The sequence below is a fragment of the Pseudomonas sp. L13 genome (assembly GCF_009935965.1).
GTDB lineage: Bacteria > Pseudomonadota > Gammaproteobacteria > Pseudomonadales > Pseudomonadaceae > Aquipseudomonas > Aquipseudomonas lactis.
On the sequence record NZ_QODJ01000044.1, the window covers coordinates 1 to 26,995 of the forward strand.

34 protein-coding genes and 1 riboswitch are annotated in these 26,995 nt (G+C 60.0%); of the genes, 14 read left to right on the top strand and 20 right to left on the bottom strand.

Going from position 1 to position 26,995, the window contains the following annotated elements; translation table 11 throughout:
• Positions 1-251: 251 nt before the first annotated feature.
• A complete protein-coding gene (locus tag DK871_RS20085; protein WP_124365860.1) occupies positions 252-884 on the bottom strand; it encodes a LysE family translocator in 633 nt (210 codons plus the stop codon).
• Between the two features lie 84 nt (positions 885-968).
• Between DK871_RS20085 and DK871_RS20090 the strand changes: the two genes are divergently transcribed.
• The 3 genes from DK871_RS20090 (at position 969) to DK871_RS20100 (ending at position 3,807) form a co-directional block, all read left to right on the top strand.
• A complete protein-coding gene (locus DK871_RS20090; protein WP_161906422.1) occupies positions 969-1,934 on the top strand; it encodes a 2-hydroxyacid dehydrogenase in 966 nt (321 codons plus the stop codon).
• Between the two features lie 30 nt (positions 1,935-1,964).
• Positions 1,965-2,963: a class I SAM-dependent methyltransferase gene (locus DK871_RS20095; protein ID WP_161906402.1), complete on the top strand. Its 999-nt coding sequence runs from the start codon at positions 1,965-1,967 to the stop codon at positions 2,961-2,963.
• 51 nt (positions 2,964-3,014) lie between these two features.
• Positions 3,015-3,134, top strand: a riboswitch (yybP-ykoY riboswitch).
• 88 nt (positions 3,135-3,222) lie between these two features.
• The gene (locus tag DK871_RS20100) at positions 3,223-3,807 is read left to right on the top strand and encodes a TMEM165/GDT1 family protein (protein ID WP_054897011.1); all 585 of its coding nucleotides are present in this window, start codon (positions 3,223-3,225) and stop codon (positions 3,805-3,807) included.
• Between the two features lie 122 nt (positions 3,808-3,929).
• On the opposite strand, the gene DK871_RS20105 is transcribed toward DK871_RS20100, so the two are convergent.
• From DK871_RS20105 to DK871_RS20120, 4 genes are all read right to left on the bottom strand, one after another.
• Complete coding sequence (locus DK871_RS20105; RefSeq protein WP_014716953.1) at positions 3,930-4,748, bottom strand: M48 family metallopeptidase; 819 nt, start codon at positions 4,746-4,748, stop codon at positions 3,930-3,932.
• Positions 4,749-4,867: 119 nt separating this feature from the next.
• A complete protein-coding gene (locus DK871_RS20110; RefSeq protein WP_047712605.1) occupies positions 4,868-5,488 on the bottom strand; it encodes an SOS response-associated peptidase in 621 nt (206 codons plus the stop codon).
• A gap of 36 nt (positions 5,489-5,524) precedes the next feature.
• Positions 5,525-5,785 carry a putative signal transducing protein gene (locus DK871_RS20115; RefSeq protein WP_161906403.1) on the bottom strand — a complete coding sequence of 87 codons (261 nt, stop codon included), beginning with the start codon at positions 5,783-5,785 and terminating at the stop codon, positions 5,525-5,527.
• Positions 5,786-5,810: 25 nt separating this feature from the next.
• The gene (locus DK871_RS20120) at positions 5,811-5,993 is read right to left on the bottom strand and encodes a CPXCG motif-containing cysteine-rich protein (protein ID WP_161906404.1); all 183 of its coding nucleotides are present in this window, start codon (positions 5,991-5,993) and stop codon (positions 5,811-5,813) included.
• Positions 5,994-6,125: 132 nt separating this feature from the next.
• On the opposite strand from DK871_RS20120, the gene DK871_RS20125 reads away from it, so the two are divergent.
• A complete protein-coding gene (locus DK871_RS20125; protein WP_178116069.1) occupies positions 6,126-7,289 on the top strand; it encodes a 1-acyl-sn-glycerol-3-phosphate acyltransferase in 1,164 nt (387 codons plus the stop codon).
• Between the two features lie 164 nt (positions 7,290-7,453).
• On the opposite strand, the gene DK871_RS20130 is transcribed toward DK871_RS20125, so the two are convergent.
• Positions 7,454-7,711, bottom strand: a complete 258-nt coding sequence (locus tag DK871_RS20130; RefSeq protein WP_161906406.1) for a hypothetical protein — start codon at positions 7,709-7,711, stop codon at positions 7,454-7,456.
• Positions 7,712-7,893: 182 nt separating this feature from the next.
• On the opposite strand from DK871_RS20130, the gene DK871_RS20135 reads away from it, so the two are divergent.
• Positions 7,894-8,103 (top strand): hypothetical protein, encoded by a 210-nt coding sequence (locus tag DK871_RS20135; RefSeq protein WP_161906407.1) that lies wholly within the window; start codon positions 7,894-7,896, stop codon positions 8,101-8,103.
• Between the two features lie 60 nt (positions 8,104-8,163).
• Here DK871_RS20135 and DK871_RS20140 read toward each other — a convergent pair whose 3' ends face one another.
• Complete coding sequence (locus tag DK871_RS20140) at positions 8,164-8,748, bottom strand: YajG family lipoprotein (protein WP_014716946.1); 585 nt, start codon at positions 8,746-8,748, stop codon at positions 8,164-8,166.
• A 182-nt stretch (positions 8,749-8,930) separates the two neighbouring features.
• Between DK871_RS20140 and DK871_RS20145 the strand changes: the two genes are divergently transcribed.
• Positions 8,931-9,164: a hypothetical protein gene (locus DK871_RS20145; RefSeq protein WP_003188617.1), complete on the top strand. Its 234-nt coding sequence runs from the start codon at positions 8,931-8,933 to the stop codon at positions 9,162-9,164.
• A gap of 728 nt (positions 9,165-9,892) precedes the next feature.
• Positions 9,893-11,431 (top strand): malate dehydrogenase (quinone), encoded by a 1,539-nt coding sequence (mqo, locus tag DK871_RS20150; RefSeq protein WP_256677496.1) that lies wholly within the window; start codon positions 9,893-9,895, stop codon positions 11,429-11,431.
• A 103-nt stretch (positions 11,432-11,534) separates the two neighbouring features.
• Here mqo and DK871_RS20155 read toward each other — a convergent pair whose 3' ends face one another.
• From DK871_RS20155 to DK871_RS20165, 3 genes are all read right to left on the bottom strand, one after another.
• A complete protein-coding gene (locus DK871_RS20155; RefSeq protein WP_161906408.1) occupies positions 11,535-11,822 on the bottom strand; it encodes a PA4642 family protein in 288 nt (95 codons plus the stop codon).
• A 196-nt stretch (positions 11,823-12,018) separates the two neighbouring features.
• A complete protein-coding gene (locus DK871_RS20160; RefSeq protein WP_094774462.1) occupies positions 12,019-12,486 on the bottom strand; it encodes a WbuC family cupin fold metalloprotein in 468 nt (155 codons plus the stop codon).
• 3 nt (positions 12,487-12,489) lie between these two features.
• Positions 12,490-13,047, bottom strand: coding sequence for a hypoxanthine-guanine phosphoribosyltransferase (locus DK871_RS20165; RefSeq protein ID WP_003188610.1), 558 nt, complete (start codon positions 13,045-13,047; stop codon positions 12,490-12,492).
• 164 nt (positions 13,048-13,211) lie between these two features.
• Between DK871_RS20165 and upp the strand changes: the two genes are divergently transcribed.
• Both upp and DK871_RS20175 read left to right on the top strand, forming a co-directional pair.
• Positions 13,212-13,850, top strand: a complete 639-nt coding sequence (upp, locus tag DK871_RS20170; protein ID WP_003188608.1) for a uracil phosphoribosyltransferase — start codon at positions 13,212-13,214, stop codon at positions 13,848-13,850.
• A gap of 2 nt (positions 13,851-13,852) precedes the next feature.
• Positions 13,853-15,127, top strand: a complete 1,275-nt coding sequence (locus tag DK871_RS20175) for a uracil-xanthine permease family protein (RefSeq protein WP_161906409.1) — start codon at positions 13,853-13,855, stop codon at positions 15,125-15,127.
• Positions 15,128-15,254: 127 nt separating this feature from the next.
• On the opposite strand, the gene hisC is transcribed toward DK871_RS20175, so the two are convergent.
• The 10 genes from hisC to DK871_RS20225 form a co-directional block, all read right to left on the bottom strand.
• The gene (gene hisC, locus DK871_RS20180) at positions 15,255-16,307 is read right to left on the bottom strand and encodes a histidinol-phosphate transaminase (protein ID WP_161906410.1); all 1,053 of its coding nucleotides are present in this window, start codon (positions 16,305-16,307) and stop codon (positions 15,255-15,257) included.
• A gap of 3 nt (positions 16,308-16,310) precedes the next feature.
• Positions 16,311-17,627, bottom strand: a complete 1,317-nt coding sequence (gene hisD, locus DK871_RS20185; protein ID WP_003188601.1) for a histidinol dehydrogenase — start codon at positions 17,625-17,627, stop codon at positions 16,311-16,313.
• 128 nt (positions 17,628-17,755) lie between these two features.
• A complete protein-coding gene (hisG, locus tag DK871_RS20190) occupies positions 17,756-18,391 on the bottom strand; it encodes an ATP phosphoribosyltransferase (protein ID WP_003188599.1) in 636 nt (211 codons plus the stop codon).
• A 213-nt stretch (positions 18,392-18,604) separates the two neighbouring features.
• Positions 18,605-19,870 carry a UDP-N-acetylglucosamine 1-carboxyvinyltransferase gene (gene murA, locus DK871_RS20195; protein WP_003188598.1) on the bottom strand — a complete coding sequence of 422 codons (1,266 nt, stop codon included), beginning with the start codon at positions 19,868-19,870 and terminating at the stop codon, positions 18,605-18,607.
• Between the two features lie 23 nt (positions 19,871-19,893).
• Positions 19,894-20,133, bottom strand: a complete 240-nt coding sequence (locus tag DK871_RS20200) for a BolA family protein (RefSeq protein ID WP_003188597.1) — start codon at positions 20,131-20,133, stop codon at positions 19,894-19,896.
• A 114-nt stretch (positions 20,134-20,247) separates the two neighbouring features.
• Entirely contained in the window at positions 20,248-20,553 is a 306-nt protein-coding gene (locus DK871_RS20205; RefSeq protein WP_161906411.1) for a lipid asymmetry maintenance protein MlaB, read from the bottom strand.
• On the bottom strand, positions 20,550-21,197 hold the full coding sequence (locus DK871_RS20210) for a phospholipid-binding protein MlaC (RefSeq protein WP_161906412.1): 648 nt from the start codon (positions 21,195-21,197) through the stop codon (positions 20,550-20,552). Before DK871_RS20210 ends, DK871_RS20205 begins: the two co-directional genes overlap by 4 nt.
• Before the next feature lie 11 nt (positions 21,198-21,208).
• Positions 21,209-21,676, bottom strand: coding sequence for an outer membrane lipid asymmetry maintenance protein MlaD (gene mlaD / locus DK871_RS20215; protein WP_003188593.1), 468 nt, complete (start codon positions 21,674-21,676; stop codon positions 21,209-21,211).
• Entirely contained in the window at positions 21,676-22,473 is a 798-nt protein-coding gene (gene mlaE, locus DK871_RS20220; protein WP_003188592.1) for a lipid asymmetry maintenance ABC transporter permease subunit MlaE, read from the bottom strand. The genes mlaD and mlaE overlap by 1 nt, the downstream gene beginning before the upstream one ends.
• Positions 22,473-23,282: an ATP-binding cassette domain-containing protein gene (locus DK871_RS20225; RefSeq protein ID WP_003188590.1), complete on the bottom strand. Its 810-nt coding sequence runs from the start codon at positions 23,280-23,282 to the stop codon at positions 22,473-22,475. The genes mlaE and DK871_RS20225 overlap by 1 nt, the downstream gene beginning before the upstream one ends.
• Positions 23,283-23,592: 310 nt before the next feature.
• On the opposite strand from DK871_RS20225, the gene DK871_RS20230 reads away from it, so the two are divergent.
• From DK871_RS20230 to lptB, 5 genes are read left to right on the top strand one after another with little or no spacing between them, the layout of a single operon-like run.
• Positions 23,593-24,567, top strand: a complete 975-nt coding sequence (locus DK871_RS20230; RefSeq protein WP_161906413.1) for a KpsF/GutQ family sugar-phosphate isomerase — start codon at positions 23,593-23,595, stop codon at positions 24,565-24,567.
• Positions 24,568-25,092 (top strand): HAD family hydrolase, encoded by a 525-nt coding sequence (locus DK871_RS20235; protein WP_003188588.1) that lies wholly within the window; start codon positions 24,568-24,570, stop codon positions 25,090-25,092.
• A gap of 8 nt (positions 25,093-25,100) precedes the next feature.
• Positions 25,101-25,673, top strand: a complete 573-nt coding sequence (gene lptC / locus DK871_RS20240; protein WP_014716937.1) for an LPS export ABC transporter periplasmic protein LptC — start codon at positions 25,101-25,103, stop codon at positions 25,671-25,673.
• A complete protein-coding gene (gene lptA / locus DK871_RS20245) occupies positions 25,660-26,193 on the top strand; it encodes a lipopolysaccharide transport periplasmic protein LptA (protein WP_032893554.1) in 534 nt (177 codons plus the stop codon). The genes lptC and lptA overlap by 14 nt, the downstream gene beginning before the upstream one ends.
• Positions 26,193-26,918, top strand: coding sequence for an LPS export ABC transporter ATP-binding protein (gene lptB / locus DK871_RS20250; protein WP_003188582.1), 726 nt, complete (start codon positions 26,193-26,195; stop codon positions 26,916-26,918). Before lptA ends, lptB begins: the two co-directional genes overlap by 1 nt.
• The last annotated feature ends 77 nt before the right edge of the window (positions 26,919-26,995 follow it).

The window sequence follows — 26,995 nt, forward strand, 5'->3', positions numbered from 1 at the left end:
ACCGCAGCAATGGATATGTACACAATCCAACCGTGTTGACTGCCAGGCCGCCTTCGCGAGCAAGCCCGCTCCCACAGCTGGATTGTGGGGTGTCAGGTAGATAGGTGTCGGCTGGCAGGCCGCTATCGCAGGCAAGCCAGCTCCCACACTAGGATCATTGGGGTGTCAGGTAGATGGGCGTCGGCTGTCAGACCGCTATCGCAGGCAAGCCAGCTCCCACATTTTGCCCCTGCCCGCTTGAGTGAACGCGCTTACTTCATGCTGGTGAAGGCCAACTTCACACCAATGGCAATCAACACCGCGCCCATGGTCCGATCAAACCAATGACCCATCTTCGCAAACCCGGCCCGCACGCGCTGCTGGCTGAACAACATGGCCACCAGGCAAAACCACAGGGCCGTGGCCACCGCCAGGTACACCCCATAACCGGCCTGCACCGCCAATGGTGTGTGGGGGTTGATCACCACGGTAAACAACGACAGGAAAAACAACGTGGCCTTGGGGTTCAAGCCATTGGTCACAAAGCCTGCGGTAAACGCGCCACGTGGGGTGCGCTCACCCGCTTCACGGTGCAACTCGCCTTCGGCCACAGGCTTGGCCGGCTGGGCACGCAGGGCCTTGAAGCCGATGTACAGAAGGTAAGCCGCTGCCGCCCACTTCAACGCATTGAACAGTACAATGGACTGGGACACGATCAAGCCAATACCCAGCAATGAGTAACCCACATGCAGGAAAATCGCCGAACCGACGCCCAAGGCCGTCCAGGTTCCAGCGCGGCGGCCATGGGTCACACTCTCACGCACCACCACGGCGAAATCCGGGCCGGGGCTGGCCACCGCCAGCAAGTGAATCAAGGCTACGGTCAAAAACTCGGCGACGTACATGCTCACTCCATTAAGTAACTGATTATTTCATCTGATAGGCTCGGCAGATTACGCCTTCGAACCTCGTCGCAAAAGGTACAGTTGATCATGAACAATCGCCGCGCCGTCTTCCTCGACCACCCTTCCCTGGACTTGGGCGACCTCGACCTCAGCGGTTTGCATGAGTGCTTCAGCCAGTTGCAGCTGTTTGAACAGACCACGCCAGAAAATGTGCAGGAGCGCTTGCAGGGCGCCCAAGTCGCCATCAGCAATAAAATCCCGCTCACGGCCCAAACCCTGGCCGCCTGCCCCGAGCTCAAGCTGATCCTGGTGTCGGCCACTGGCACCAACAATATCGACCTTGAAGCCGCCCGCGCCCAGGGGATTACCGTGAGCAACTGCCAGGGCTATGGCACGCCATCGGTGGCACAACATACGATCATGCTGCTGCTCAACCTCGCCACGCGCTTGAAGGACTATCAACAGGATGTGGCCGCTGGCAAATGGCAGCAGGCCAAACAGTTTTGCCTGCTGGACCATCCGATCGTCGAACTGGAAGGCAAAACCCTCGGCCTGCTCGGCCATGGTGAACTGGGCAGTGCCGTGGCGCGCCTGGCTGAAGCGTTCGGCATGCGTGTGGTGCTCGGCGCGATACCTGGGCGCCCTGCCCGCGCCGACCGTGTGCCGCTGGAAGAATTGCTGACCCAGGTCGATGCGCTGACTCTGCACTGCCCACTCAACGAGCACACTCGCGACTTTATCGGCGCTCGTGAACTGAGCTTGCTCAAGCCCGGCGCGTTTATTGTCAACACCGCACGCGGTGGTTTGATCAATGAACAGGCCCTGGCTGATGCATTGCGCAGTGGTCATCTTGGCGGCGCGGCGACTGATGTGCTGAATGTCGAGCCGCCAGTCAATGGCAACCCGCTGCTGGCTGCAGACATTCCACGACTGATCGTCACGCCCCACAACGCCTGGGGCAGTCGCGAAGCACGGCAGCGCATCGTCGGCCAGCTCACGGAAAACGCCCTGGGCTTTTTCAGCGGCGCCCCGCTGCGCGTCGTCAGTTGATAAACTGCGCCCCTTTTCAAGGAGCAGACCATGGATCCGCGCAGTGAAGTACTGCTTCGCCAGGCCGAACTTTTTCAAGGCAACCTGCTGCTCGTAGGTTTGCCTGCCGACGATTTGCTTGGGCGCCTGCCCAACGCCCACGGCTGGTGCTGGCATGCCGGTGACCAGGCGGCGCTCGATGCGCGCTTTGCCGAACGCAGCCAGTTTGGCGTGAATGTCCCCGAGCGCGCCTTTGATGCGGCCGTGATTTTCCTGCCCAAGTCCAAAGACCTCACCGACTACCTGCTCAACGCCGTGGCTGCGCGCCTGCCTGGCGCCGAGCTGTTTCTGGTGGGCGAGAAAAAGGGCGGTATCGAAAGCGCCGCCAAACAGATGGCTCCCTTCGGCAAACCGCGCAAGCTCGATAGCGCACGGCATTGCCAGTTGTGGCAGGTCACCGTCGCCAACGCACCGCAAGCCGTGGCGCTTGAGAGCCTGGCGCAAGTTTTCGACGTACCGCTGGCCGAAGGCCCGCTGAAAGTGGTGAGCTTGCCAGGTGTGTTCAGCCATGGCCGCCTGGACCGCGGCACCGAGTTGTTGCTGGAGCACTTGGACAAACTGCCCAGCGGCAACCTGCTCGACTTTGGTTGCGGCGCCGGCGTATTGGGGGCTGCGGTCAAGCGCCGCTACCCGCACAACAGGGTGACGATGCTGGATGTGGATGCCTTCGCCGCCGCCAGCAGTCGCCTGACGCTGGCGGCGAACGGCCTGGAAGCCGAGGTGTTGACCGGTGACGGTATCGACGCGGCGCCCATGGGTTTGAACGCGATTTTGAGCAATCCGCCCTTTCACGTCGGCGTGCACACCGATTATTTCGCCACGGAGAACTTGCTGCGAAAAGCAGCGAAACACCTGGCAAAAGGTGGCGAACTTCGCCTGGTCGCCAATAGCTTCCTGAAGTACCAGCCCCTGATCGAAGAGCATTTGGGCATCTGCGCAATCAAGGCCGAAGGCAATGGTTTTCGCATTTACCGTGCCAAGCGCCCCTGAGGGAGGTTTGAAAAAGAACGCTTGCCGAATGGGTTTTGCCTAGGCAGAATCCGCAGCGTCCTAGGGGAGTAGTCTCCCACGAGCGCCATGCTCGTCCGGCATACGTCAACATACTTGGTCAGCAGACCATGGCGTATGCGACCCAGGAGTTCGCACAGACGGACCGGGGTTTGACAAGACCTATGACACGCACACCTTACCCGGGGCGGGAAGGCTGTACGTGTCATAGCCGTGTCGACCCGCCCCTGGAAACTACCTGATGCTGGATTCACTACTCGTTCCTACCGCAATCGTTGCCTTGGCCGAAATCGGCGACAAGACGCAACTGCTCGCACTCATCCTTGCCGCACGCTTTCGCAAGCCCTGGCCGATCATCGCCGGCATTGTCGCCGCGACCCTGGCCAACCATGCGGCGGCCGGTGCCGTGGGCGCCTGGTTCGGGAGTTTCTTCTCGGATGCGGTGCTGCACTGGATCCTCGCCGCAAGCTTCTGCGCCACGGCGCTGTGGACCCTGGTGCCGGACAAACTCGATGATGACGAAGCCAGTACTACCCGTAAGTTCGGGCCCTTCCTGACCACCCTGATTGCGTTCTTCCTCGCCGAAATCGGCGACAAGACCCAGATCGCCACGGTGATGCTGGCGGCGCAATACCCGGAATTGTGGCTGGTGATTATCGGTACCACCCTGGGCATGTTGATTGCCAACGTACCGGTGGTGCTGGCGGGGAATTTTGCCGCGGAGAAACTGCCGCTGACCTTGATTCGTCGCTTGGCGGCTACGGCGTTCTTCGTCCTGGCGATTATTGCGGTGTACAAGGCCATGCAAAGCAGCGGCTGGATCTAAGCCGAACACCGCCTGTAGGAGCGAGCTTGCTCGCGAAAAACGTCAACGATAACGCGTGCTGCCTGAATAAACGCGGCGCCGGTGAGTTTTTCGCGAGCAAGCTCGCTCCTACGCGGCGTCGATCAGGACTTCTTGGCCTGCTGGTAAAGCGGCATTACCTTCGGAATCGCCGCCTGCAACGACGCGATGCGGCTGTCGGAAGCCGGGTGGGTGCTCATGAACTCCGGCGGTGCGCCTTCCGAAGCCTTGGCCATCTTGTTCCACAACGTGATGGCCGCGTTGGGGTTGTAGCCAGCGCGGGCGGCCAGTTCCAGGCCGATCAGGTCGGCTTCGTTTTCATTGCTGCGGCTGTTGGGCAAGGTCATGCCGTAGTTGGCCACGGTATCGGCCAGTGCCAGGCTGTCCTGGCCGAGACCGAATATCGCCCCGGCGCCCTGCTTGGCCATCTGGATACCGTAAGCCTTGGACATGGCTTCGCGGCCGTGTTCACGCAGAGCGTGGGCGATTTCATGGCCCATGACCGCAGCCAGTTCGTCATCGGTGAGCTTGAGGTTGTCGATCAAGCCGCTGTACACCAGGATCTTGCCGCCAGGCCCGCAGTTGGCGTTCATCTCATCGCTTTTGATCAGGTTCACGTCCCAGTTCCACTGGGCGGCATCCGCACGGAAGGTCGGAGCCTGGGCGATCAGGCGCTTGGCAATGGCCTGCACGCGCTTGGCGTTGGCGCTGGTCTTGTCCAGCACCCCTTTGCTGCTGGCTTCACCCAGGGTCTGCTGATAAGACTGGGCATACATCTGGTCGACTTCCTGACTCGACAGCATGCTGAACATGTACTGCTTGCGCTCTACCCCAACGGCGCCGCCGCTGGTGGTATTGACCGACTGACAACCCGCCAGCAGCATCGCTGCAACCAAACCACTTACCACCAATGACTTCTTCATGAACACGCTCCCTGAAAACATGGCGCGTATCGTAGGCGGTCATTTGTATCTGCGCCAGATACACCAGACGTTTAACCGCTGATTTTCAGATACATCTGAACGTGGCCCGACTGGCAAGCTTATGCCGGGGTCAGGCACTCCGGCCCATTGAGCTTCGGATCGTTGACCATATTGGCCAGCACCCGCTCGCGCAACACGGCAGGCTCAGCCGCCAACAGGCCCTGCAACACAGGCAGCGGTGTCGCGGGGTCGAGCCAGGCGGCCTGCCCTGCCGCGTCCAGGATCAATGGCCGGCGCTGACTTTGCGCAGCTTGGGTAATCACCGCCGTACTCAGCCATACCTGCTCCTGCACCGGATACGCTTCCCATACTGCGGCAAAGAACAACGTGGAGCCCTCCCCCGGTGTGAGCCAGTACGGGCGCTTGCGCTGGGTGCCGCGCCATTCATAAAAGCCATTGGCGGGCAGCAGGCACCGGCGCTGGCGGAACGCTTCACGAAACATCGGTTGTTCGGCCAGGGTTTCGGCGCGTGCGTGGGCCGGGGTGCGCGACAGGTCTGTGAGCCAGGGCGGCGTAAGGCCCCAGCGGGCACGCGCCAGGGTGAGTTGGCCCTCGCTCAGGCGCTGGATGAGCACCGAATCATTGGGAGAGATGTTCCACTGGGCCTGCTGGTCGGCGGGGAAGCCAGGCAAGGCAGCAAAGGCAGGGTTCCAGCGAAACAGGGCATAACGTCCACACATGGGGCAACACGACTCTTGGGTAAACCGACCGACAGCCTAACAGACCAATACGTCGGGGAAGCTGTCGGGTTCGTCGCCGGGCAACGGTTGTGCGCCGATATAGGCAGTGATCAGCTCGCGGGCGCAGGCGGCCTGATCGTTGTCGACCTCCAGCCCCAGCAAGCCGAATATCGGCAACTCGCCCGTGCCGCCGAGCAAGTGGCGCCCCATCAGGTGCGCCTCGATACCTTCACTGGCAAGCATCTGCTGCAGCAACTCGCCCTCCATCAGGTTTTCCGGTTCGTAGATTCGCTGCATGAGGCGTACCTGTATTCACTCTCGGCTATTCGTTCTCTGCATGGACATCAAGCATCCATTCACGACCGTCCGTTTGCAGGATGAAATAAATCGGCCGGCAGCACACCGGACAGTCTTCGATGTATGTCTGATCGCCGCCAGAAAGGTCCAGTACAGCCTCGGCCGGTTCCCCACAATAAGGACAATCGTACGGCTCAGTTTCCAGCATCGCAGTCTCCCAGGTGACTTGTGCGTATAATCGCCGGTCTATTTACAGGGCTATTTCCGGCAGAGCCAGTTTACTCACGCCGCCCCTGCTATTTCCTTTACTTACCCTAGCCGTTTCTAACAAGAGAGCATGATGGGCGAATTCGATACCATCCGACCTTACAACGACAGCGAAGTCCCGGCAGTGCTGGCGCGTCTGTTCAGTGACAAGGCCTTTCTGGACATCCTGACCCACTTCCGCTTCCCGCGCTTCGCCGGCGCCCTGGGCTGGCTGCTCAAGCCGATGATCGCGCGCAAACTGCGCCGTGAGTTCGCCGGCGTCACCACCGTGGCCACGCTGCAGGACAAAGTCGAGTACTACGTCGACCACACCATCGACCGGGCGACCGACGGTGTGACCTATACCGGCGTCGAGCAACTGAAATCCGGCACCGCTTACCTGTTTCTGGCCAACCACCGCGACATCGTGATGGACCCGGCCTTCGTCAACTACGCCGTGTACCACGCCGGCCTGCCGACGCCGCGCATCGCCATCGGCGACAACCTGCTGCAAAAACCGTTTGTCAGCGACCTGATGCGCCTGAACAAGAGCTTCATCGTGCACCGTTCGATCACCGGGCGAAAGGAGAAGATGGCGGCTTACAACCTGCTGTCGGCCTACATCAACCATTCGATCCGCAACGACTGCCAGTCGATCTGGATCGCCCAGGCTGAAGGCCGGGCCAAGGATGGCGATGACCGTACCGAATCAGCGATCCTCAAGATGTTCCACGTCAGCCGCAAGGACGAGCCGTTTGCCGAAGTCATCCAGTCGTTGAACCTGACGCCGGTGTCCATCAGCTACGAGTACGACCCTTGCGATGCCGCCAAAGCCCGCGAGCTGTATATCCGTGCCACCACCGGCACCTACACCAAGGCACCGGGCGAGGATGATGTGAGCATTGCGCTGGGCATTACCGGCTATAAAGGCCGGGTGCACGTGAACTTTGCGCCGCCGATCACAGAGCGTTTTGAAGACACCAAGCTGCTGGCCGCGGAAATGGACCGGCAGATCCTGGGCGGCTATCGGTTATTCCCGGTGCACTACCTGGCGTATGCGCAGTGGAGTGATGCCGACCCGCAATTGCAGGTGCCCAAGGCGGCGGACGTATTCCCGGCCGATGAGCTGGCCAAGGCCAAGGCAGAATGGGAACGGCGCTTGAACGCGTGCCCGGCGGAGCACCGGCCTTACCTGGTGGTGCAGTATGCGACGCCGGTACGCAACCAATACCGAGTCAAGGCTGGGATCCCGCTGTAATAGTGAGCCCACAGGGGATATGTGGCAGGCGCTGATTCTGCAGGCAGTGCATGGCCAGTGTGGGAGCTGGCTTGCCTGCGATAGCGGTGGTTCAGTTAAAGATTCAGTGGCTGATACGCCGCCTTCGCGGGCAAGCCCGCTCCCACATTTGACTTGCAGTAGCCTTAAAAGCGGGTGCTGAGCCAGGAGATGGCCAGGGCCAGGCCAAGGCAGGCGAACCCGACGCGGTACGCAAGGCGATGCGCCCGTTCGGTGCGCGTATCCAGAAACAGCATCGGTTGGTCGATAGCGCGCTCTTCGCTGCGCAGGGCCAGATCGGCCATCGCACGTTGCGCATGCAGACGGGTGATGAACAGCACCCAGGCGCCCGAGCAGGCAACCAACAGGGCAACAATATTGATGAGCAGTGCGGGCTGCGCCATCGCAAACCTCGGTGAACCAGTGTTCGGGTATCGGTCCAGATACACACCTGAACGACAGTCGCCTCCTGCGCCTTTAATGCTCCTTCCCCATGGACGGCTAATGTATCGAGTAATTTACGCCGTCACCTGAACGTCACCTTAACAAGCCACTCTGTTGCCCTTCGACGCTTGAGGAGCTTGTCATGTTGCATGCGCAAAACCAGGATCGGCTGTATCTGATCGCCCAGACCGAGGAACAGGAGGCCTTGATCGGCAGCCTCGCGTTCAACGTTCAGGACCGCCATTGGCTGGTGTATTGCGCCCTCGGCGGGCACCAGCATGCCGACCTGCCGGAGCTGGATTTGCTCACCGGTGTGAGCATGCTGGACTTTTATGTCGATACGGCGGCATGACCAAACCACAGGCACAAAAAAACCGGGCTCAGCGATGAACCCGGTTTTTTTATGAACGGCTTATTGCGCGCTGAGCAGTTGACCGATGCTTGGGTCCTTGAACAGGCGGGTCAAGGCATCGCTGAGCACGTCGCTGACCAGCTTGGTGTTGGTTTCCTGGTTGGGCGACATGCCGAAACGCTGGTTGAGCGAGGCGGCGTAGCGGCCACTGTAGCGGCGGGTACCGGCGCTGACGTCAGACTTGAAGGTGGCGCCGATTGAAGCCTCGGTCACATACAGGCCGTCTTTGGGCGACTGGTATTTCAGCTCGGCCAGGGTCACGGTCAGTTGCGGCACGCCTGGCGAGTTGGTCGGCGTAAAGCCCAACAAGCGCACGGCGGCTTCAGCCTGGGCCTGCAACTTGGGCAGCACATCCTGGCCGGTCACCGAAATCAGTGCGGTCTCCGGATACAGGCCGCCACGCGAGCCCAGGGTTGGCGACGGACGACCGTCGACCACGCGCACCGACACCGGCTGGCCGTGGCCTACCGCAGCCAACGGCGCAGTGACTTTAGGTTGCGGGCTGAGTTGTTGCGGGCTGTTGGCGCAGCCGACAAGGGTCAAACTGGTCACAGTGATCAAACCGAACAACAGGCGTTGCAACATCGCATTTCTCCAGGACTAGGTGCAGACAGGTCGCCAGTATAACGGTGCACGCGCGCCACTCACCAGCGATCCTGAACGGCGGCTGAAGCCGCTGTGCAAATTACAAATTCGCATAAATTCGTCACCCCAGTGTCATGCCACACTGGCAACCTTCAAGCATGTAACACACTAGGTACACAGCCATGCGCCTTCTCAAGACCCTGTTCATGTCGCACGCCCGTCACCGCCACTTTGCCCTGCTCGACGCCCACGGTCATTGCCTGGCCTTCAAGCAGTGCAGCCTGCCGCCCGTCGGTGAAGGCTGGGTGGAAGTGACTGAGACTCACCTGGGCTGGATGCACCGCCCACTGCCGGCCAGCGCCCGGGTCAGCCCGCAGGTTTTTCGCCCACGGCACCGGCAAGCGTTGGCCTCCTGACCGACGCCCTAATAAAAGTCATAAAACACGCCCATTTCCCTGGCGTTCTTCGCTACAATCTCCCCCCGATTATAAGGACGTCTCCTGATCGGGCCTCGCAGCATCGTTAATGCCCAGGCATTAGCCCCCAAAATCGCCCACAGAGAGCCGCCCACACAGATCGAGTGAAGCTGGCGTGCTTGCTGTTTCCTTTGCAAACCACCCCGTCTTTTATCGAATCTGCCAGAGCTGCCATTGCGCTCGGCCACTTGAGTTGTTTGCCCGTTTTGCCGCGTGTCGGCAGAGGTTTGCGGGCCAGGTGCCAGGCTGGGGCAGCCCTTTTTTGAGGTTCACGTCTTCAAAAGAGCGTGAAAAAACGGGTTTTCACAACTTCACAAGAGTGTGGCGAGCAAATGAATAGTTTGGCGTTTGTACAAGCACCATCAGCGTCTGGAACAGCCCAATTACACAGGACCGAGCACGCCTCAAAAACCGGAGCTTGAGCCTGTCCGCTACGGATTGGTTGCACGAATCGCACGCTTTGACCATAAGTCGAATTGCCACAGGCGCCCATGAATGCGTTCATAGGCAGATTAGCCCGGCAGGAAGCGTGTGCTGAAGTTGCAAAGAATTGCGAATCGGACATGGCGATCCTGGCCATGGGTAACCTGGGGCAACACGTGAACCGCCCCGTCACTCCTGGCAGCCATGCCGACAATTTGGTGCTGCAGATTTTGGAGACGCGTTAAATGGCGCATAACGAAGCAGTCGACGTAGTACTGGTAGGGGCCGGCATCATGAGTGCCACCCTGGCCGTACTGCTCAAAGAGCTCGACCCCGGCCTCACGCTGGAAGTCGTTGAGCTGATGGATTCGGGTGCCGCGGAGAGTTCCAACCCGTGGAACAACGCCGGTACCGGCCACGCAGGGCTGTGTGAGCTGAACTACACGCCGCAGGCCGCCGATGGCTCCATCGACATCAAGAAAGCCGTGCACATCAACACCCAGTTCGAGGTGTCGAAGCAGTTCTGGGCTTACCTGACCAAGAAGGGCACCTTTGGCTCGTCCAAGTCGTTCATCAGCCCGGTGCCGCACCTGAGCTTCGTGCAGGGCGACAAAGGCGTGTCTTTCCTCAAGAAGCGCTTTGAAACCCTCAGCCAGCACCACGCGTTTTCGGACATGCACTACACCGAAGACCGCAGTGAAATGGCTGAGTGGATGCCGCTGATGATGCCCGGCCGCCCGCTCGACGAAAAAATTGCCGCCACCCGCGTGATGAACGGCACCGACGTCAACTTTGGCGCCCTGACCAACCAACTGCTCAGCCACCTGACCAGCTCGCCGGACGCCCAGGTCAAGTACTGCAAGCGCGTGACCGGCCTCAAGCGCAACGGCGCGGGCTGGACCGTGAGCATCAAGGACGTCAACAGCGGCAACAGCCGCGACGTGGATGCCAAGTTCGTATTCCTCGGCGCTGGCGGTGCGGCGCTGCCGTTGCTGCAGGCCTCGGGCATCGAAGAGAGCAAAGGCTTCGGCGGCTTCCCGGTGAGCGGCCAGTGGCTGCGTTGCGACAACCCGGAAGTGGTCAAGCACCACCAGGCCAAGGTCTACAGCCAGGCTGCCGTGGGCTCGCCACCGATGTCCGTGCCGCACCTGGACACCCGCGTAGTGGATGGCAAGAAATCCCTGCTGTTCGGGCCATACGCCGGCTTCACCACCAAGTTCCTCAAGCACGGCTCGTTCCTTGACCTGCCGATGTCGATTCGCGCCGGCAACATAGGCCCGATGCTGGCCGTCGCCCGCGACAACATGGACCTGACCAAGTACCTGGTCAGCGAAGTGCGCCAGTCCATGGAACAGCGCCTGGAATCCCTGCGTCGCTTCTACCCCGAGGCGAAAGCCGAAGACTGGCGCCTGGAAGTGGCCGGCCAGCGCGTACAGATCATCAAGAAAGACCCGAAGAAAGGCGGTGTGCTGCAATTCGGTACCGAACTGGTCGCGGCCAAGGACGGCTCGCTTGCGGCGCTGCTGGGCGCGTCTCCAGGCGCTTCGGTCACCGTCTCGATCATGCTGGAGTTGATCGAGCGTTGCTTCCCGCAGAAAGCTGCCGGTGAATGGGCTACCAAGCTGCATGAGATCTTCCCGGCGCGCGAGAAAGTGCTGGAGACGGACGCCGAGCTGTATCGCAAGATCAACACGCAGAACAACATCAGCCTGGAGCTGGTGGCCCCTGTAGGAGCGAGCTCGCTCGCGAAAAACGTCAACGATAACGCAGCGCAAGTGGATTAACGCAGCGCTCTCAGGTTCTTCGCGAGCAAGCTCGCTCCTACAGGTAAAAGCAAAACGCCCCGGACTCTCATGAGGCCGGGGCGTTTTTTTGTAGCTCGGATAATCAGCGGCGGGCGTTGTCGATCAGCTCAATGTATTCGGCGGCGTTGCGCTGGTCCTTGATCAGGTCGACGAAGGTCTGGCCATGCTCGTCCTTGCCGTCCAGGTCCAGGCCTGCTGCCTTGAAGAACCCCAAGAACCGCTCAAAGTCGTCGATACGCAGGCCGCGATAGGCCTTGATCAGTTTGTGCAGGGACGGCGACGTCGCATCAACCGGCTCGAAGTCCAGGAACAACTTGATCTGGTCGTCACCGATTTCGTCGCCAATCACCTGTTTCTTATCTTTACGCATTACCGACTCCAGCCTGCAGACATTTACACGGGGCTTGAAGTCTACCTGCGCGACGCCGGATGTGGGAGGGGGCCGGCCTTAATACCTGTAGGAGCGAGCTTGATCGCGAAAAACTCAAACGCGCCGCGTTTATTCAGGAAGCACGCGTTATCGTTGACGTTTTTCGCGAGCAAGCTCGCTCCTACGATTTCAGTGTTCAGTCGAACTGAGCAAGCATCCAGCGGTGATACTCCGCCATCCCTTCTTCGCCTTCGCGGGGTGCCCAGTCGGCCAGCTCACCTTCACCGACAGCGCGGTAAGGGCCAGCCTTGCACTCAAACATGATGCTGTCCGGTTCAAGCACTACCAGGCCATGGAACACGCCCGGCGACAGGTCGACGCCCTGGCACTCTCCGCCCGCTTGCAATACACGTGTGCTCAGCACCTCACCTGTCTCACTGAAAATCAGGATACCCAGGCGCCCTTTGAGCACCAGCAAGGTCTCCGCCTTGTCGGCGCTCAGGTGGCGGTGAGGCTGCACATAGGTGCTGGGCTGCAAACCGACCGCCATGCGATGACAAGGCTCTTGCATCTCATGGAAGTTAACGTTTTGACGGCCACGGGGATTGGCGGCCGCTTTCTCGGCCAACTCGGCAAACAGCGTCTGATCAAGAAAGCGGGCCATCGATTACATTCCTTTAACGGCGTAGATGCCATTGGCGTTACGCCAGTAGCCCTTGTAGTCCATGCCATACCCGAAGATATAACGGTCGACGCACGGCAGCCCGACAAAATCGGCTTTCAGCTCTGGGCGAGCCTTGCGGTCGTGGTCTTTGTCGATCAGCACAGCGGTGTGCACTTTGCGTGCGCCGGCATGTTTGCAGAAGTCGATGATCGCACCCAGGGTGTGACCTTCATCGAGAATGTCATCGATGATCAGCACGTCACGGTCGATGAACGACACTTCCGGCTTGGCCTTCCAGAACAAGTCGCCGCCGCTGGTCTCATTGCGATAGCGGGTGGCGTGCAGGTAAGAGGCTTCCAGTGGGAACTGCAGGTGAGTGAGCAATTTGCCGGCGAAGATCAGGCCACCGTTCATCACGCAGAAGACCACCGGGTTGGTGTCGGCCATTTCGCGGGTGATGTGCGCGCCGACCTTGGCGATCGCTGCTTCGACTTGCGCTTCGGTGTACAGGCAGTCAGCCTCGTGCATGATTTGACGGATATGCTCGAGATCAGCAGACATGGCGCTCTCCAAGGGGGTGCTGTGGCAAGAAAAGCGGGCGAAGGTACGCTTCTCGTGCGCTCCAATCAAGCCTTTATGGACTAACGTACTTGATGTCTATAGGACAACACCCTCGGATAGATTAATCTAGGCCGGTTTTTTTGCCCGCCGCCGGAGCCTTTCCTATGCCCACTCGCGAGATCCGCCACCCGCTGATCCGACACAAACTCGGCCTTATGCGCCGTGCCGACATTAGCACGAAGAACTTCCGTGAGCTTGCTCAGGAAGTCGGAGCATTGCTCACTTACGAAGCCACCAAGGATTTGCCCCTGGAAACCTACGAGATCCCCGGTTGGGCCGGTCCCGTACAGGTGGAGAAAATCGCCGGTAAGAAAATTACCGTGGTGCCGATCCTGCGTGCCGGTATCGGCATGCTTGAAGGTGTACTCAGCCTGATTCCGGGCGCCAAGGTCAGCGCCGTGGGCGTGGCCCGCAATGAAGAAACACTGCAGGCCCACACCTACCTGGAAAAACTCGTCCCGGAAATCAACGAACGCCTGGCCATGATCATCGACCCGATGCTCGCCACCGGCAGTTCCATGGTTGCCACCATCGACCTGCTGAAAAAAGCCGGTTGCCGGGACATCCGCGCCATGGTGCTGGTGGCTGCGCCCGAAGGCATCGCCGCCGTCGAAAAAGCCCATCCGGACGTGCAGATCTACACCGCGTCCATCGATGAGCGCCTGAACGAACACGGCTACATCATCCCGGGCCTTGGCGATGCCGGTGACAAGATCTTCGGCACCAAGCAGAAGGACGCGTGAGCATGCAGGATGAATTCAACGACCCGCTTTGGCGCCAGATCCTGTCTGGCGCACAAATGCTCTTCGTAGCATTTGGCGCGTTGGTGTTGATGCCGCTGATCACAGGTCTTGATCCAAACGTCGCGCTGTTTACCGCAGGCTTGGGCACGTTGCTGTTCCAGGTGGTGACAGGGCGGCAGGTGCCGGTATTTCTGGCATCGAGCTTCGCGTTCATCACCCCGATCATTCTCGCCAAGGGCCAGTTCGGCCTGGCGGCGACCATGGGCGGCGTGATGGCGGCGGGTTTCGTCTATACGTTCCTGGGCCTGGCCGTGAAGGTCAAGGGCACCGGTTTTATCGACCGGCTGCTGCCGCCCGTGGTCATCGGCCCGGTGATCATCTCGATCGGCCTGGCCATGGCGCCGATTGCCGCCAATATGGCCATGGGCAAGGCCGGGGACGGCAGCGAGCTGATTCATTACCAGACAGCAATGCTGATCTCGATGCCAGCACTGCTGACCACCTTGATCGTGGCGGTGTTCGGCAAGGGCATCTTCCGCCTGGTGCCGATCATCTCCGGCGTGCTGGTGGGCTTTGCCATGTCGTTCTACTTTGGCGTGGTCGATACGGCAAAGATCGCCGCTGCACCCTGGTTCGCCCTGCCCCACTTCACCGCGCCGGAGTTCAACTGGCAGGCGATCCTGTTTATCGTCCCGGTGGCCCTGGCCCCGGCGATCGAGCATATCGGTGGCGTGATTGCGGTAGGCAGCGTGACCGGCCGCGATTACCTGAAAAAGCCTGGCCTGCATCGCACGCTGCTGGGTGACGGTATCGCCACCACGGCTGCCGGCATGTTTGGCGGCCCGCCGAACACCACCTACGCCGAGGTGACCGGCGCCGTGATGCTGACCAAGAACTACAACCCGAAGATCATGACCTGGGCGGCAGTGTTTGCCATCAGCCTGGCGTTCATCGGCAAGTTCGGCGCGCTGCTGCAGAGCATCCCCGTACCGGTGATGGGCGGGATTCTGTGCCTGCTGTTCGGCTCGATTGCTGCGGTGGGGATGAACACGCTGATTCGCCACAAGATCGACCTGGGCGAGGCGCGCAACCTGGTGATTGTGTCGGTAACGTTGGTGTTCGGGATTGGCGGTGTACTGGTCGGTACCGGCACCGGCCCGGATGATTTCGGCCTCAAGGGCATCGCCCTGTGTGCGGTGGTAGCGATTGGCTTGAACTTGCTGCTGCCGGGCAATGATGGCTGGAAGAACAAGAAGCCGGATGAGCCGCTGCTGTAACTGACTAAACGCAAATCAGTGTGGGAGCTGGCTTGCCTGCGATAGCGGTGTATCAAACGACAGATAGGTCGACTGTTACACCGTCATCGCAGGCAAGCCAGCTCCCACATTTGATTTTCAGCGTCTTTCAGAGCTCGCCGAGCCCGTCGATCAGCGCCTGGTTCTGCTCCGGCGTCCCGATACTGATCCGCAGGAACTGGGCAATCCGCTCCTGCTTGAAGTGCCGCACAATCACCCCTTGCTCGCGCAACTTGGCGGCCAGCCCTGCAGCGTCATGCCGCGGGTGACGCGCGAAGATGAAGTTCGCCGCCGACGGCAACACCTCGAACCCCTTAGCTTCCAATTGCGCGACGACCTGGTTGCGGCTGTCGATCACCCACTGAGTGGTCTTCTCGAAGTATTCACGGTCATCAAACGCCGCCGCAGCACCAACAATCGCCAACCGATCCAACGGGTAGGAGTTGAAGCTGTTCTTGACCCGCTCCAGCGCCTCGATCAGGTCTGGATGGCCCACGGCCAGGCCCACACGCAAACCGGCCAGTGAGCGCGATTTGGACAGGGTCTGCGTCACCAGCAGGTTCGGGTAACGGTCGACCAGACTGATGGCAGTTTCGCCGCCGAAGTCGATATAGGCTTCATCGACCACCACCACCGAATCCGGGCTGGCCTTGAGGATCTGCTCCACCGCGTCCAGCGCCAGTACGCAGCCGGTGGGCGCGTTGGGGTTGGGGAAGATGATCCCGCCGTTGGGCCTGGCGTAGTCAGCGGCGCGAATCTGGAACTGCTCGTCCAATGGCACCGCATCGAACGTGATGCCGTACAGGCCGCAGTACACCGGGTAGAAGCTGTAGCTGATATCCGGGAACAGCAGCGGCAGATCGTGCTGGAACAGGCCATGGAAGATGTGCGCCAGGACTTCATCGGAACCGTTGCCCAGGAACACCTTGCCGGCGTCGATCCCGTAATACTTGGCCACGGCCTGCTTGAGCAGGTCGCTGTTGGGGTCTGGGTACAGGCGCAAGTTGTCGTTCAACTCGGCCTGCATTGCCGCCAGCGCCTTGGGCGACGGGCCGTAGGGGTTTTCGTTGGTGTTGAGCTTGACCAGCTTGGTCAGCTTCGGTTGCTCACCGGGTACGTAAGGCACCAGGTCCTTGACGAAAGGGCTCCAGAATTTGCTCATGCCTTACTCTCCCTTGACGATGCGGTATTCAGCGCTGCGTGCGTGCGCGCTGAGGGATTCACCACGGGCCAGCACCGAGGCGGTCTTGCCAAGCTCGGAAGCGCCTTGTGGCGAGCAGAAGATAATCGACGAGCGCTTCTGGAAGTCGTACACCCCCAGCGGCGACGAGAAACGTGCAGTGCCGGAGGTCGGCAACACGTGGTTGGGGCCGGCGCAGTAGTCGCCCAGGGCTTCGCTGGTGTGGCGGCCCATGAAGATCGCCCCGGCGTGACGGATCGACGGCAACCAGGCCTGTGGGTCCGCTACGGACAGCTCCAGGTGCTCCGGTGCGATGCGATTGGCCACTTCGATGGCCTGCTCCATGTCACGCACCAGGATCAGCGCACCACGGCCATTGATCGATTTCTCGATAATCTCGGCACGCTCCATGGTCGGCAGCAGCTTATTGATGCTGGCGGCGACCTTGTCGAGGAACTCGGCATCGGGGCTGACCAGGATTGCCTGGGCGTCTTCATCGTGCTCCGCCTGGGAGAACAGGTCCATGGCGATCCAGTCCGGGTCGGTCTGGCCGTCACAGACCACGAGGATTTCCGAGGGGCCGGCGATCATGTCGATACCGACCTGGCCAAACACATGGCGCTTGGCGGTGGCGACGTAGATGTTGCCAGGGCCAACAACCTTGTCGACCTTCGGCACGCTTTCGGTGCCATAGGCCAGCGCTGCGACGGCCTGGGCGCCACCGATGGTGAACACGCGGTCGACGCCGGCGATGCAGGCGGCAGCCAGCACCAGCTCGTTGATTTCGCCACGGGGGGTCGGCACCACCATGACCACTTCGGTCACGCCGGCGACTTTGGCCGGGATGGCATTCATCAACACCGACGATGGATACGAAGCTTTTCCACCCGGCACGTACAGGCCGGCGCGGTCCAGTGGCGTGACCTTCTGGCCCAGCACAGTGCCGTCGGCCTCGGTGTAGCTCCAGGAGTCCTGCTTCTGTTTTTCGTGGTAGCTGCGTACCCGCGCCGCTGCGACTTCCAGGGCTTCGCGCTGTGGCGCGGTAATGCGCGTCAGCGCCAGCTCCAGGCGTTCACGCGGCAGGATCAGGTCGGCCATGGACTTTACGTCCAAGCCGTCGAACTGGCGGGTGAAGTCCACCAGCGCCGCATCACCGCGCTCGCGCACGGCCTTGATGATGTCGAGCACCCGCTGGTTGACCGAGTCGTCAGACACGCTTTCCCAGCTCAGCAGATGATCCAGATGATGGGCGAAATCCGGGTCGGCAGCGTTGAGTCGGGCAATTGCAGTGGACGTGGTCATAGCGAGGGCCTCAATAGAATTGGCAAAAACTCAGGCGCCCTAAACTAGCAGTCGTTTCCGCTTGGGCACCTGAGAATTCTGGCTATGAGGCGGATAGACGGGCGTAGCTTTTCAGCTACGCGGGTGAGTCAACCGCGGTGTCGAGACTCCACTGCCTTGCGCAGGGTGTCGATCAACGCCTGGATACGGGCGTGCTGCATCTTCATCGATGCTTTGTTGACGATCAGGCGAGAGCTGATGTCCGCGATAAAATCCTGGGGCTCCAAACCGTTGGCGCGCAGGGTGTTGCCGGTGTCGACCACGTCGATGATCTTGTCGGCCAGGCCGATGAGCGGTGCCAGCTCCATGGAGCCGTAGAGCTTGATGATATCGACCTGACGGCCTTGTTCGGCGTAGTAGCGCTTGGCAACGTTGACGAACTTGGTGGCGACCCGCAGGCGGCCCTTGGGTTCGACATCACCGACGCGGCCGGCGGTCATCAGCTTGCACAGCGCGATGCGCAGGTCCAAAGGCTCGTACAGGCCCTGGCCGCCGTATTCCATCAGCACGTCCTTGCCGGCGACACCCAGGTCGGCGGCGCCATGTTCAACGTAGGTCGGCACGTCGGTAGCCCGCACGATCAGCAGGCGCACGTCGTCCTGGGTCGTGGGGATGATCAGCTTGCGGCTCTTGTCCGGATTCTCGGTCGGCACGATGCCCGCTTCAGCCAGAAGCGGCAACGTGTCGTCAAGGATGCGGCCCTTGGACAGTGCGATGGTCAACATGGGAAATGTCAGTCCTTCATCAGGCTATTGCTGTCCGGTCGCAAACGGCGCCAGACACAGATCGAGGCCATGACAGCCTCGACTTGAAACAAACCGGTGTGTGTAGGAGCGAGCTTGCTCGCGAAGAACGTCAACGATAACGCGTTTATTCAGAGTCAACGCGGTGCACATGAGGCCTTCGCGAGCAAGCTCGCTCCTACAGGGCAGCGGGGACTAGCCCGGTACGCGGCGGATTTTCGCGCCGAGCATCTGCAGTTTCTCTTCGATGCACTCGTAACCACGGTCTATGTGGTAGATGCGGTCGATCAGGGTGTCGCCTTCGGCGCACAGTGCCGAGATTACCAGGCTGGCCGAAGCACGCAGGTCGGTTGCCATGACTGGCGCGCCCTTGAGCTTGTCGATGCCGGTGACGATGGCAGTGTTGCCTTCGACCTGGATCTTGGCGCCCATGCGGTGCAGTTCATACACGTGCATGAAGCGGTTTTCGAAGATGGTCTCGATCACGGCACCAGTGCCTTCGGCAATTGCGTTCAGGGAAATGAACTGCGCTTGCATGTCGGTCGGGAACGCCGGGTACGGAGCGGTACGCACGTTGACAGCCTTTGGCCGCTTGCCGTGCATGTTCAGCTCGATCCAGTCTTCACCGGTGGTGATCTCTGCGCCGGCTTCCTTGAGTTTTTCCAGGACGGCTTCCAGGATGGTCGGATCGGTGTCCTTGACCTTCACACGGCCACCGGTCACAGCAGCGGCAACCAGGTAGGTGCCGGTCTCGATGCGGTCAGGCATGACTTTGTAAGTGGCGGTGTGCAGACGCTCTACGCCATCAATCGTGATGGTGTCGGTGCCAGCACCGGAAACCTTCGCGCCCATGGCGTTGAGGAAGTTGGCCAGGTCGACCACTTCCGGCTCGCGCGCGGCGTTCTGCAGCACGCTGCGACCGTTGGCCAGGGCAGCAGCCATCATGATGTTCTCGGTACCGGTCACACTGACGGTATCAAAGAAGAAGTTCGCGCCCCGCAGGCCGCCTTCCGGCGCCTTGGCCTTGATGTAGCCGCCTTCGACGTCGATGACTGCGCCCATGGCCTCAAGGCCACGGATGTGCAGGTCGACCGGACGCGAACCAATGGCGCAACCGCCAGGCAAGGCCACTTCGGCTTCGCCGAAACGGGCAACCATCGGGCCCAGCACCAGGATCGACGCACGCATGGTTTTCACCAGTTCGTACGGTGCGATCAGAGTCTTGATGGTGCGCGGGTCGATTTCGACCGCCAGCTTCTCGTCGATCACCGGCTCAATGCCCATGCGACCGAACAGCTCGATCATGGTGGTAATGTCGTGCAAGTGCGGCAGGTTGGCCACAGTCACTGGGCCATCGCACAGCAGGGTCGCTGCCAGAATCGGCAAGGCGGAGTTTTTCGCACCGGAAATGCGGATCTCGCCATCAAGGCGGGCACCGCCGGTAATAATCAATTTATCCATAAGAATCTCGACGCCTTGGGGGCTCAGGTGCGCTCGGCCCAGGCCGCGCGGCTGAAAAATTTCATAGTGACCGCATGGATGCTGCCATCGGTGATCCATGGGTTCAAATGGGCATAGATCTGCTGCTGACGCTTGACCGGGCTCAATGCCGCCAGTTCATCGCTAATCACGTTCAGCTGGAAATTGCAGCCTTCGCCTTCAACTTCTACAGTCGTTTCCGGCAGCTTTCCTTCAAGGAAGCTCTTAACTTCTAGGGCCTGCATGCTCAACCTCTATCGGCGCCCAGTGCGCACGGGTCGCACATCATACAAAAAAGCCCCGCGCCTGCGAACCCCGCGTAGCAGGACTCTGACGGGGGGCTTTTCTAATAATGTGTATTAAGGATGCGCCAGCAGCTCGGTCAAACCGGAAACTTCGGCAATTTCACGCATGTCTTCCGGCAACGCACGGATGCTGACCGGCTTTTTCGCCGCCTCGGCATCACGCATGAAGCACAGCAACAACGACAGGCCGACACTGCTGGACTTGGTCACCGCCGAACAATCGAGCACCAGCTGCGGCGCCTTGCTGGCCTTGATCAACGCCTGGCCCTGCTTGCGCAGGTCAGGCCCGGTGCGGTAATCCAGCACGCCGCTGAGGAACAGCTCGCCGGCGTCGCCGATACGAACAGCCGACTCGGTCATTGCGCAGGCTTCCCGGCAGCTTTGTCGGTTTCTTCCTTGGCCTTGGCCACTTCACCGGCCCAACCATTGATGGTCTTGTCCAGGTCGTTGCCATTGCGCTGCATCGCGTCGGCGAACTGGTCACGGAACAGCTTGCCGATGTTGATACCGTTGATGATCACGTTACGCAGTTTCCACTCGCCGTTGATCTTCGTCAGGGTGTAGGACACCGGATAGATCGCGCCATTGCTGCCCGAGACTTTCATCCCGACCTCGGCACGGTCGCCCGACTCCTCCTTGGCAGGGTCAACGACGATGCCCTGGTTGTTGTATTCCAGCAGAGCGTTGCCGTAGAACTGGAACAGACCCTTCTTGAAGTTTTCCTGGAAAGTCTGCATTTGCGCAGGCGTAGCCTTGCGCGAATACTTGACCGTCATGATGCTTTTGGAGATGCCTTCAGCATCGACCACAGGGCCAACGATGGTGTTGAGCGCATTGTAGAACTTGGAAGGGTCTTGCTTGTACTGTTCTTTGTTAGCCTTGAGGTCAGCCAGCATTTTGCTGGTGGTGTCCTGCACCAAATCGTGCGCAGAACCTGCCGCGTTGGCCATCATCGGCAATGCTGCAAGCAGTACCAGCAGGCCACGTCGCAAGGTAGAGATCATGAACAGATTCCTCATTTGGCGTCTTTATTGACCGTATTGAGCAAAAATTTTCCGATCAGGTCTTCAAGCACCAGCGACGACTGTGTGTCGTGGATGGTCGAACCATCCTTGAGCAGGGCTGTTTCCCCGCCCACGCTGACACCGATGTACTTCTCGCCCAGCAACCCCGCAGTGAGGATAGATGCTGTGGAGTCAGTCGGCAGATTATCTACCTTCTTGTCCAGTTGCATCGTCACCCGACCGGTAAAGCTGTCGCGATCCAGATCGATTGCCGTGACCTTGCCGATGGTGACACCGGCCATGGTCACTTTGGATCTGACCGTCAAACCGGCGATATTGTCGAAGTACGCGTAAAGTTTATAGGTATCGGCGGTAGGGCTGGCCGAAAGGCCGCTGACTCGCAGGGCCAACAACAGTAAAGCCAGGATGCCAGCCAGCAAGAAAAGGCCGACACCGATTTCCACAGTGCGGTTTTGCATCAGAAATCTCCAAACATCAAGGCGGTCAAAATGAAGTCAAGGCCCAGTACCGCCAGCGAGGCGTACACAACGGTCTTGGTAGTGGCACGGCTGATCCCCTCTGAAGTGGGCTCGCAGTCATAGCCTTGGAATACGGCAATCCAGGTCACCACAAAGGCAAAGACAATGCTCTTTATGATGCCGTTGAGCACGTCACCGGTGAAGGTCACGCTGTTTTGCATGTTGGCCCAGTAGGAGCCGTCGTAGACCCCCAGCCAGTCAACCGCCACCCACGAACCGCCCCAGATACCCACCACGCTGAAGATCATCGCCAGCAATGGCAGGGAAATGAAGCCGGCCCACAGGCGCGGGGCAACAATGTACTTGAGCGGGTCCACGCCGATCATTTCCAGGCTGGACAGCTGCTCGGTGGACTTCATATTGCCGATTTCAGCAGTCAGCGCCGAACCTGCACGCCCCGCGAACAACAAGGCGGTGACCACCGGGCCAAGCTCGCGCAACAGGGTCAGTGCCACCATCTGCCCTACCGCCTGCTCCGAGCCGTAGCTGGAGAGGATATTGAAACCCTGCAGCGCCAGCACCATGCCGATGAACACGCCGGAGACCACGATGATCACCAGGGACATCACCCCCACCGAGTGCAACTGCTTGACCAGCAGGCCAAAGCCGCCGCCGATGCCGCCGCGCCCCAGCAAGGCGTGGAACAGGAAAATGGTCGAACGCCCCAGCACTTCGACGATGTCGATGCCCGAGCGACCGAAAAGGCGAACCTTCTCGATAAGAGATGTCTTGCGCATCAGCGCTTCCCCAGAAGATCTGAGCGGTAGTCCGCTGCCGGAAAGTGAAAAGGCACCGGGCCATCGGGGTTGCCGGTCATGAATTGGCGAATGCGCGGGTTATCGGCATTCATCAACTCTTCAGGCGTACCCTGCCCCAGCACCTGACCATCACCGACTACATAGAGGTAGTCGGCAATGCTCGCGGTTTCGGCCAGGTCGTGGGACACCACGATACTGGTGATCCCCAATGCATCGTTGAGCAGGCGGATCAGGCGCACCAATACGCCCATGGCGATCGGGTCCTGGCCCACGAATGGCTCGTCGTACATGAGGATCTGTGGGTCGAGGGCAATGGCCCGCGCCAGGGCGACACGGCGCTTCATGCCGCCGGACAACTCGTCCGGCATCAGGTCGATGGCACCGCGAAGGCCCACGGCCTGCAGCTTCAGCAATACGATGTCACGAATCATCTCGTCGGACAGCTGGGTGTGCACCCGTAGCGGGAAGGCCACGTTTTCGAACACATCGAGGTCGGTGAACAGCGCGCCGCTCTGGAACAGCACGCCCATGTGCTTGCGCGCATCGAACAGATCGCTGCGCGACAGCGTCGGCAGGTTCTGGCCGTTGACCCACACTTCCCCGGCACTGGGGCGCAATTGCATGCCCATCAGGCGCAACAGGGTGGTCTTGCCGCAACCGGAAGGCCCCATGATGCCCGTGACCTTGCCGCGAGGAATGCGAATATCGACGTTATTGAAGATGCTGCGCGTCCCGCGCTTGAAGGTAAGACCCTTCAGCTCGACCGCGTAGGCGTTATCGGCACTCATCTAATCTCCTTGGGATGCAGCCTTTCACTCAGACACCATGTGTGCGACTTTGGTTTTCAACGGATGCGCAATAATAAGGCACATGGGTTGGGCGGACCGAACTGGCGGCGAACTATATCACTGCTGGTACAGAGCGCCCAAGGCCGGAACAGCGCTGGTTCAGATTTGAGACAGGGAAAAAACGTTGCTTGCTATGTTACCGACGGTGCTTTTCAGTTATCCCGCGCACAAAGCCTGACGAACTTGCGTGAGGGAATCGATCATTACCGCTATAATCGCCGACTTTTCGTCAGGCTATACGATTTCAGACATGAGCCAATCCAGCGACCTTATTCAATCCGCACAACGCACCATACGCCTTGAGCTTGAAGCCGTAGAAGGCTTGCTGGCGCATATCGACGCGGATTTCGTGCGCGCCTGCGAGATGATTCTGGCCAGCAAGGGCCGCGTTGTGGTGGTCGGCATGGGCAAATCCGGCCACATTGGCAACAAGATCGCCGCGACCCTGGCGAGCACCGGGACCACTGCGTTTTTCGTGCACCCGGCCGAAGCCAGCCACGGCGACATGGGCATGATCACCAAGGATGACGTGATTTTGGCGCTGTCCAACTCCGGCACCACCAACGAAATCGTGACCCTGTTGCCGCTGATCAAGCGCCTGGGCATCCAGATGGTCAGCCTCACAGGCAACCCTGAGTCAACGCTGGCCAAGGCCGCCGACGTCAACCTCAACGTGCACGTGGCCCACGAGGCCTGCCCGCTGAACCTGGCGCCCACCTCCTCCACCACCGCAGCGCTGGTAATGGGCGATGCCCTGGCGGTGGCACTGCTGGAGGCTCGCGGGTTTACCGCTGAAGACTTCGCATTTTCCCATCCCGGTGGTGCACTGGGCCGTCGCCTGTTGCTGAAAGTGGAAAACGTGATGCACAGCGGCACAGAACTGCCGAGCGTTCCACGCGGCACCCTGCTCCGGGATGCGCTGATGGAAATGACCCGCAAGGGCTTGGGCATGACCGCTATTGTCGAGACCGATGGCCGGCTGGCCGGGATATTCACCGACGGCGACCTGCGTCGCACCCTGGACCGCACCATTGATATCCATACCGCCACCATCGACGCCGTAATGACCCCTCACGGCAAGACCGCCCGCGCCGAAATGCTCGCGGCTGAAGCGTTGAAAATCATGGAAGACCACCGCATAGGCGCACTTATAGTGGTCGACCACGATGATCGGCCGATCGGGGCCCTTAACCTTGGCGATTTGCTGCGCGCAGGAGTGATGTAAATGACCAGCGACCTGATGCAACGCGGTAAGAACATCAAACTGGCGATTTTCGACGTTGACGGCGTGCTGACGGATGGCCGCCTGTACTTCCTCGAAGACGGCAGCGAATTCAAGACGTTCAACACCCTCGACGGCCAAGGCATCAAGATGCTGATGGCGGCGGGCGTGCAAACCGCAATTATCAGCGGTCGAAAAACACCGGTTGTGGAACGCCGCGCACAAAACCTCGGTATTCCTCACCTGTATCAGGGCCGCGAGGATAAACTGGTGGTACTGGACGAGCTTCTTGGCCAACTCAACCTAAGCTATGAACAGGTCGCCTATCTGGGCGACGACCTGCCAGACCTGCCGGTGATTCGCCGGGTAGGCCTGGGCATGGCCGTCGCGAATGCCGCAGCGTTTGTGCGCGAACACGCCCATGGCATCACCACCGCCCGTGGCGGGGAAGGTGCCGCCCGCGAGTTCTGCGAGTTGATCCTGCGTGCCCAGGGCAGTCTTGAAGCGGCCCACGCCGCCTACCTATAGAGCGTTATATGCTGAGCAAAAAGATTCGCAACTTTCTGTTATTCGGGGTCATCGCCGCGCTGCTCCTGGCGGTGGGCTACTGGAATATCAGCCCGGAGCGCTTTCTCGACAAGCCTGTTGCACAGGTTGACGAAGGCCTTATCGACTATTACGCCACCAATGCCTACAGCATTCAGTACCTGCCCGACGGCAAGGTGCAGTATGAGATGACATCGGACAAGGTCGAGCACTTGAAGGCTTCCGAAGTCAGCCTGCTGACCAATCCGGACCTGAACCTGTATCGCGGCACCGAATTTCCCTGGCACGTCACCAGCAAGCGTGGCGAGGTCAACCCGGACGGCACCGAAGTTGAACTGATCGACTCGGTACGCGTCGCACGTACAGACGCGCAGAACCGCGACACCATCATTACCAGCAGTCGCATGACCGTATTCCCACAGAAGCAATATGCGCAGACCGAGCAAGACGTTAGAATCGACGGCGCTGGCGGTGTATCGACTGGCAAGGGAATGAAAGCGTATTTGAAAGAAAGCAGGATACACCTGCTATCGAACGTAAGAGGACAGTATGAGGCTCGTTAAAACCCTCCCTATTTTGCTCGGTCTGGGCGCAGCACTGGGAAGCGTGAGCGCCTGGGCTCTGCCGAACGATAGCCAGCAACCGATCCATATTTCGGCTGACGATGCGCAGCTCGATGACAAGCAAGGTGTCGCCACCTACACCGGCGGCGTGATCATCACCCAGGGCTCGATGAAGATTACCGGCAACACGGTGACCCTGACGCGTACCAAGACCGGCGATATCGATGTGGTGACGTCGGTGGGCAACCTGGCTTATTTCGAGCAGAAGCAGTCCGCCACCGACACCGGCCCGATGAAGGGCTACGGTAAGACTATCCAGTATCACGCCCAGCAGAACCGCATCGTACTGATTGACCAGGCCAAGGTGCTGAGCCCGGACGGTAACTCCACGGAAGGTGAAAAAATCACCTATGACACCGTGAAGCAGATCGCTAACGCCGGTCGCGCCAACGGCAACAAGGTCACCGCACCGCGCCCACGCATCGACATGGTTATCCAGCCGAAGAAGAAGGCCGAGTAATGGCAACCCTGAAAGCCCAGCATCTGGCCAAGGCCTATAAAAGCCGCCAGGTGGTACGCGACGTCAGCCTGTCGATCGACAGCGGCCAGATCGTCGGTTTGCTCGGCCCCAACGGTGCTGGCAAAACCACCTGCTTCTATATGATCGTCGGGCTGGTCCAGGCAGACCAGGGTCGCGTATTGATCGACGACCTGGACGTCAGCCACCAACCCATGCACGGTCGTGCACGGGCAGGTATCGGCTATCTTCCCCAGGAAGCGTCGATCTTCCGCAAACTGTCGGTAGCCGACAACATCATGGCGATCCTCGAGACCCGCAAGGAACTTGATCGCGATGGCCGCCGCCAAGAGCTGGAAAGCCTGCTGCAGGAATTCCACATCAACCATATTCGCGACAACCTCGGCATGAGCTTGTCCGGTGGTGAGCGTCGCCGCGTGGAAATCGCTCGCGCCCTGGCGACCGCGCCGAAATTCATCCTGCTGGATGAACCCTTCGCCGGTGTCGACCCGATTTCGGTGGGTGACATCAAGCAGATCATCCATCACCTCAAGGCCAAGGGCATTGGCGTGCTGATCACCGACCACAACGTGCGCGAGACCCTCGATATCTGCGAAACCGCTTATATCGTCAACGATGGTCAGCTGATTGCCGAAGGCGATGCCGAGACGATCCTGGCTAACGAGCTGGTGAAGGAAGTGTACCTGGGTCACGAGTTCCGCCTGTAAACACAGGGGTATCGCGCTTTTCCCTTGAGCGCGCGGGAGTCAATAGAAACCTCGGTTTTTTTATTGTTACCGCGCTC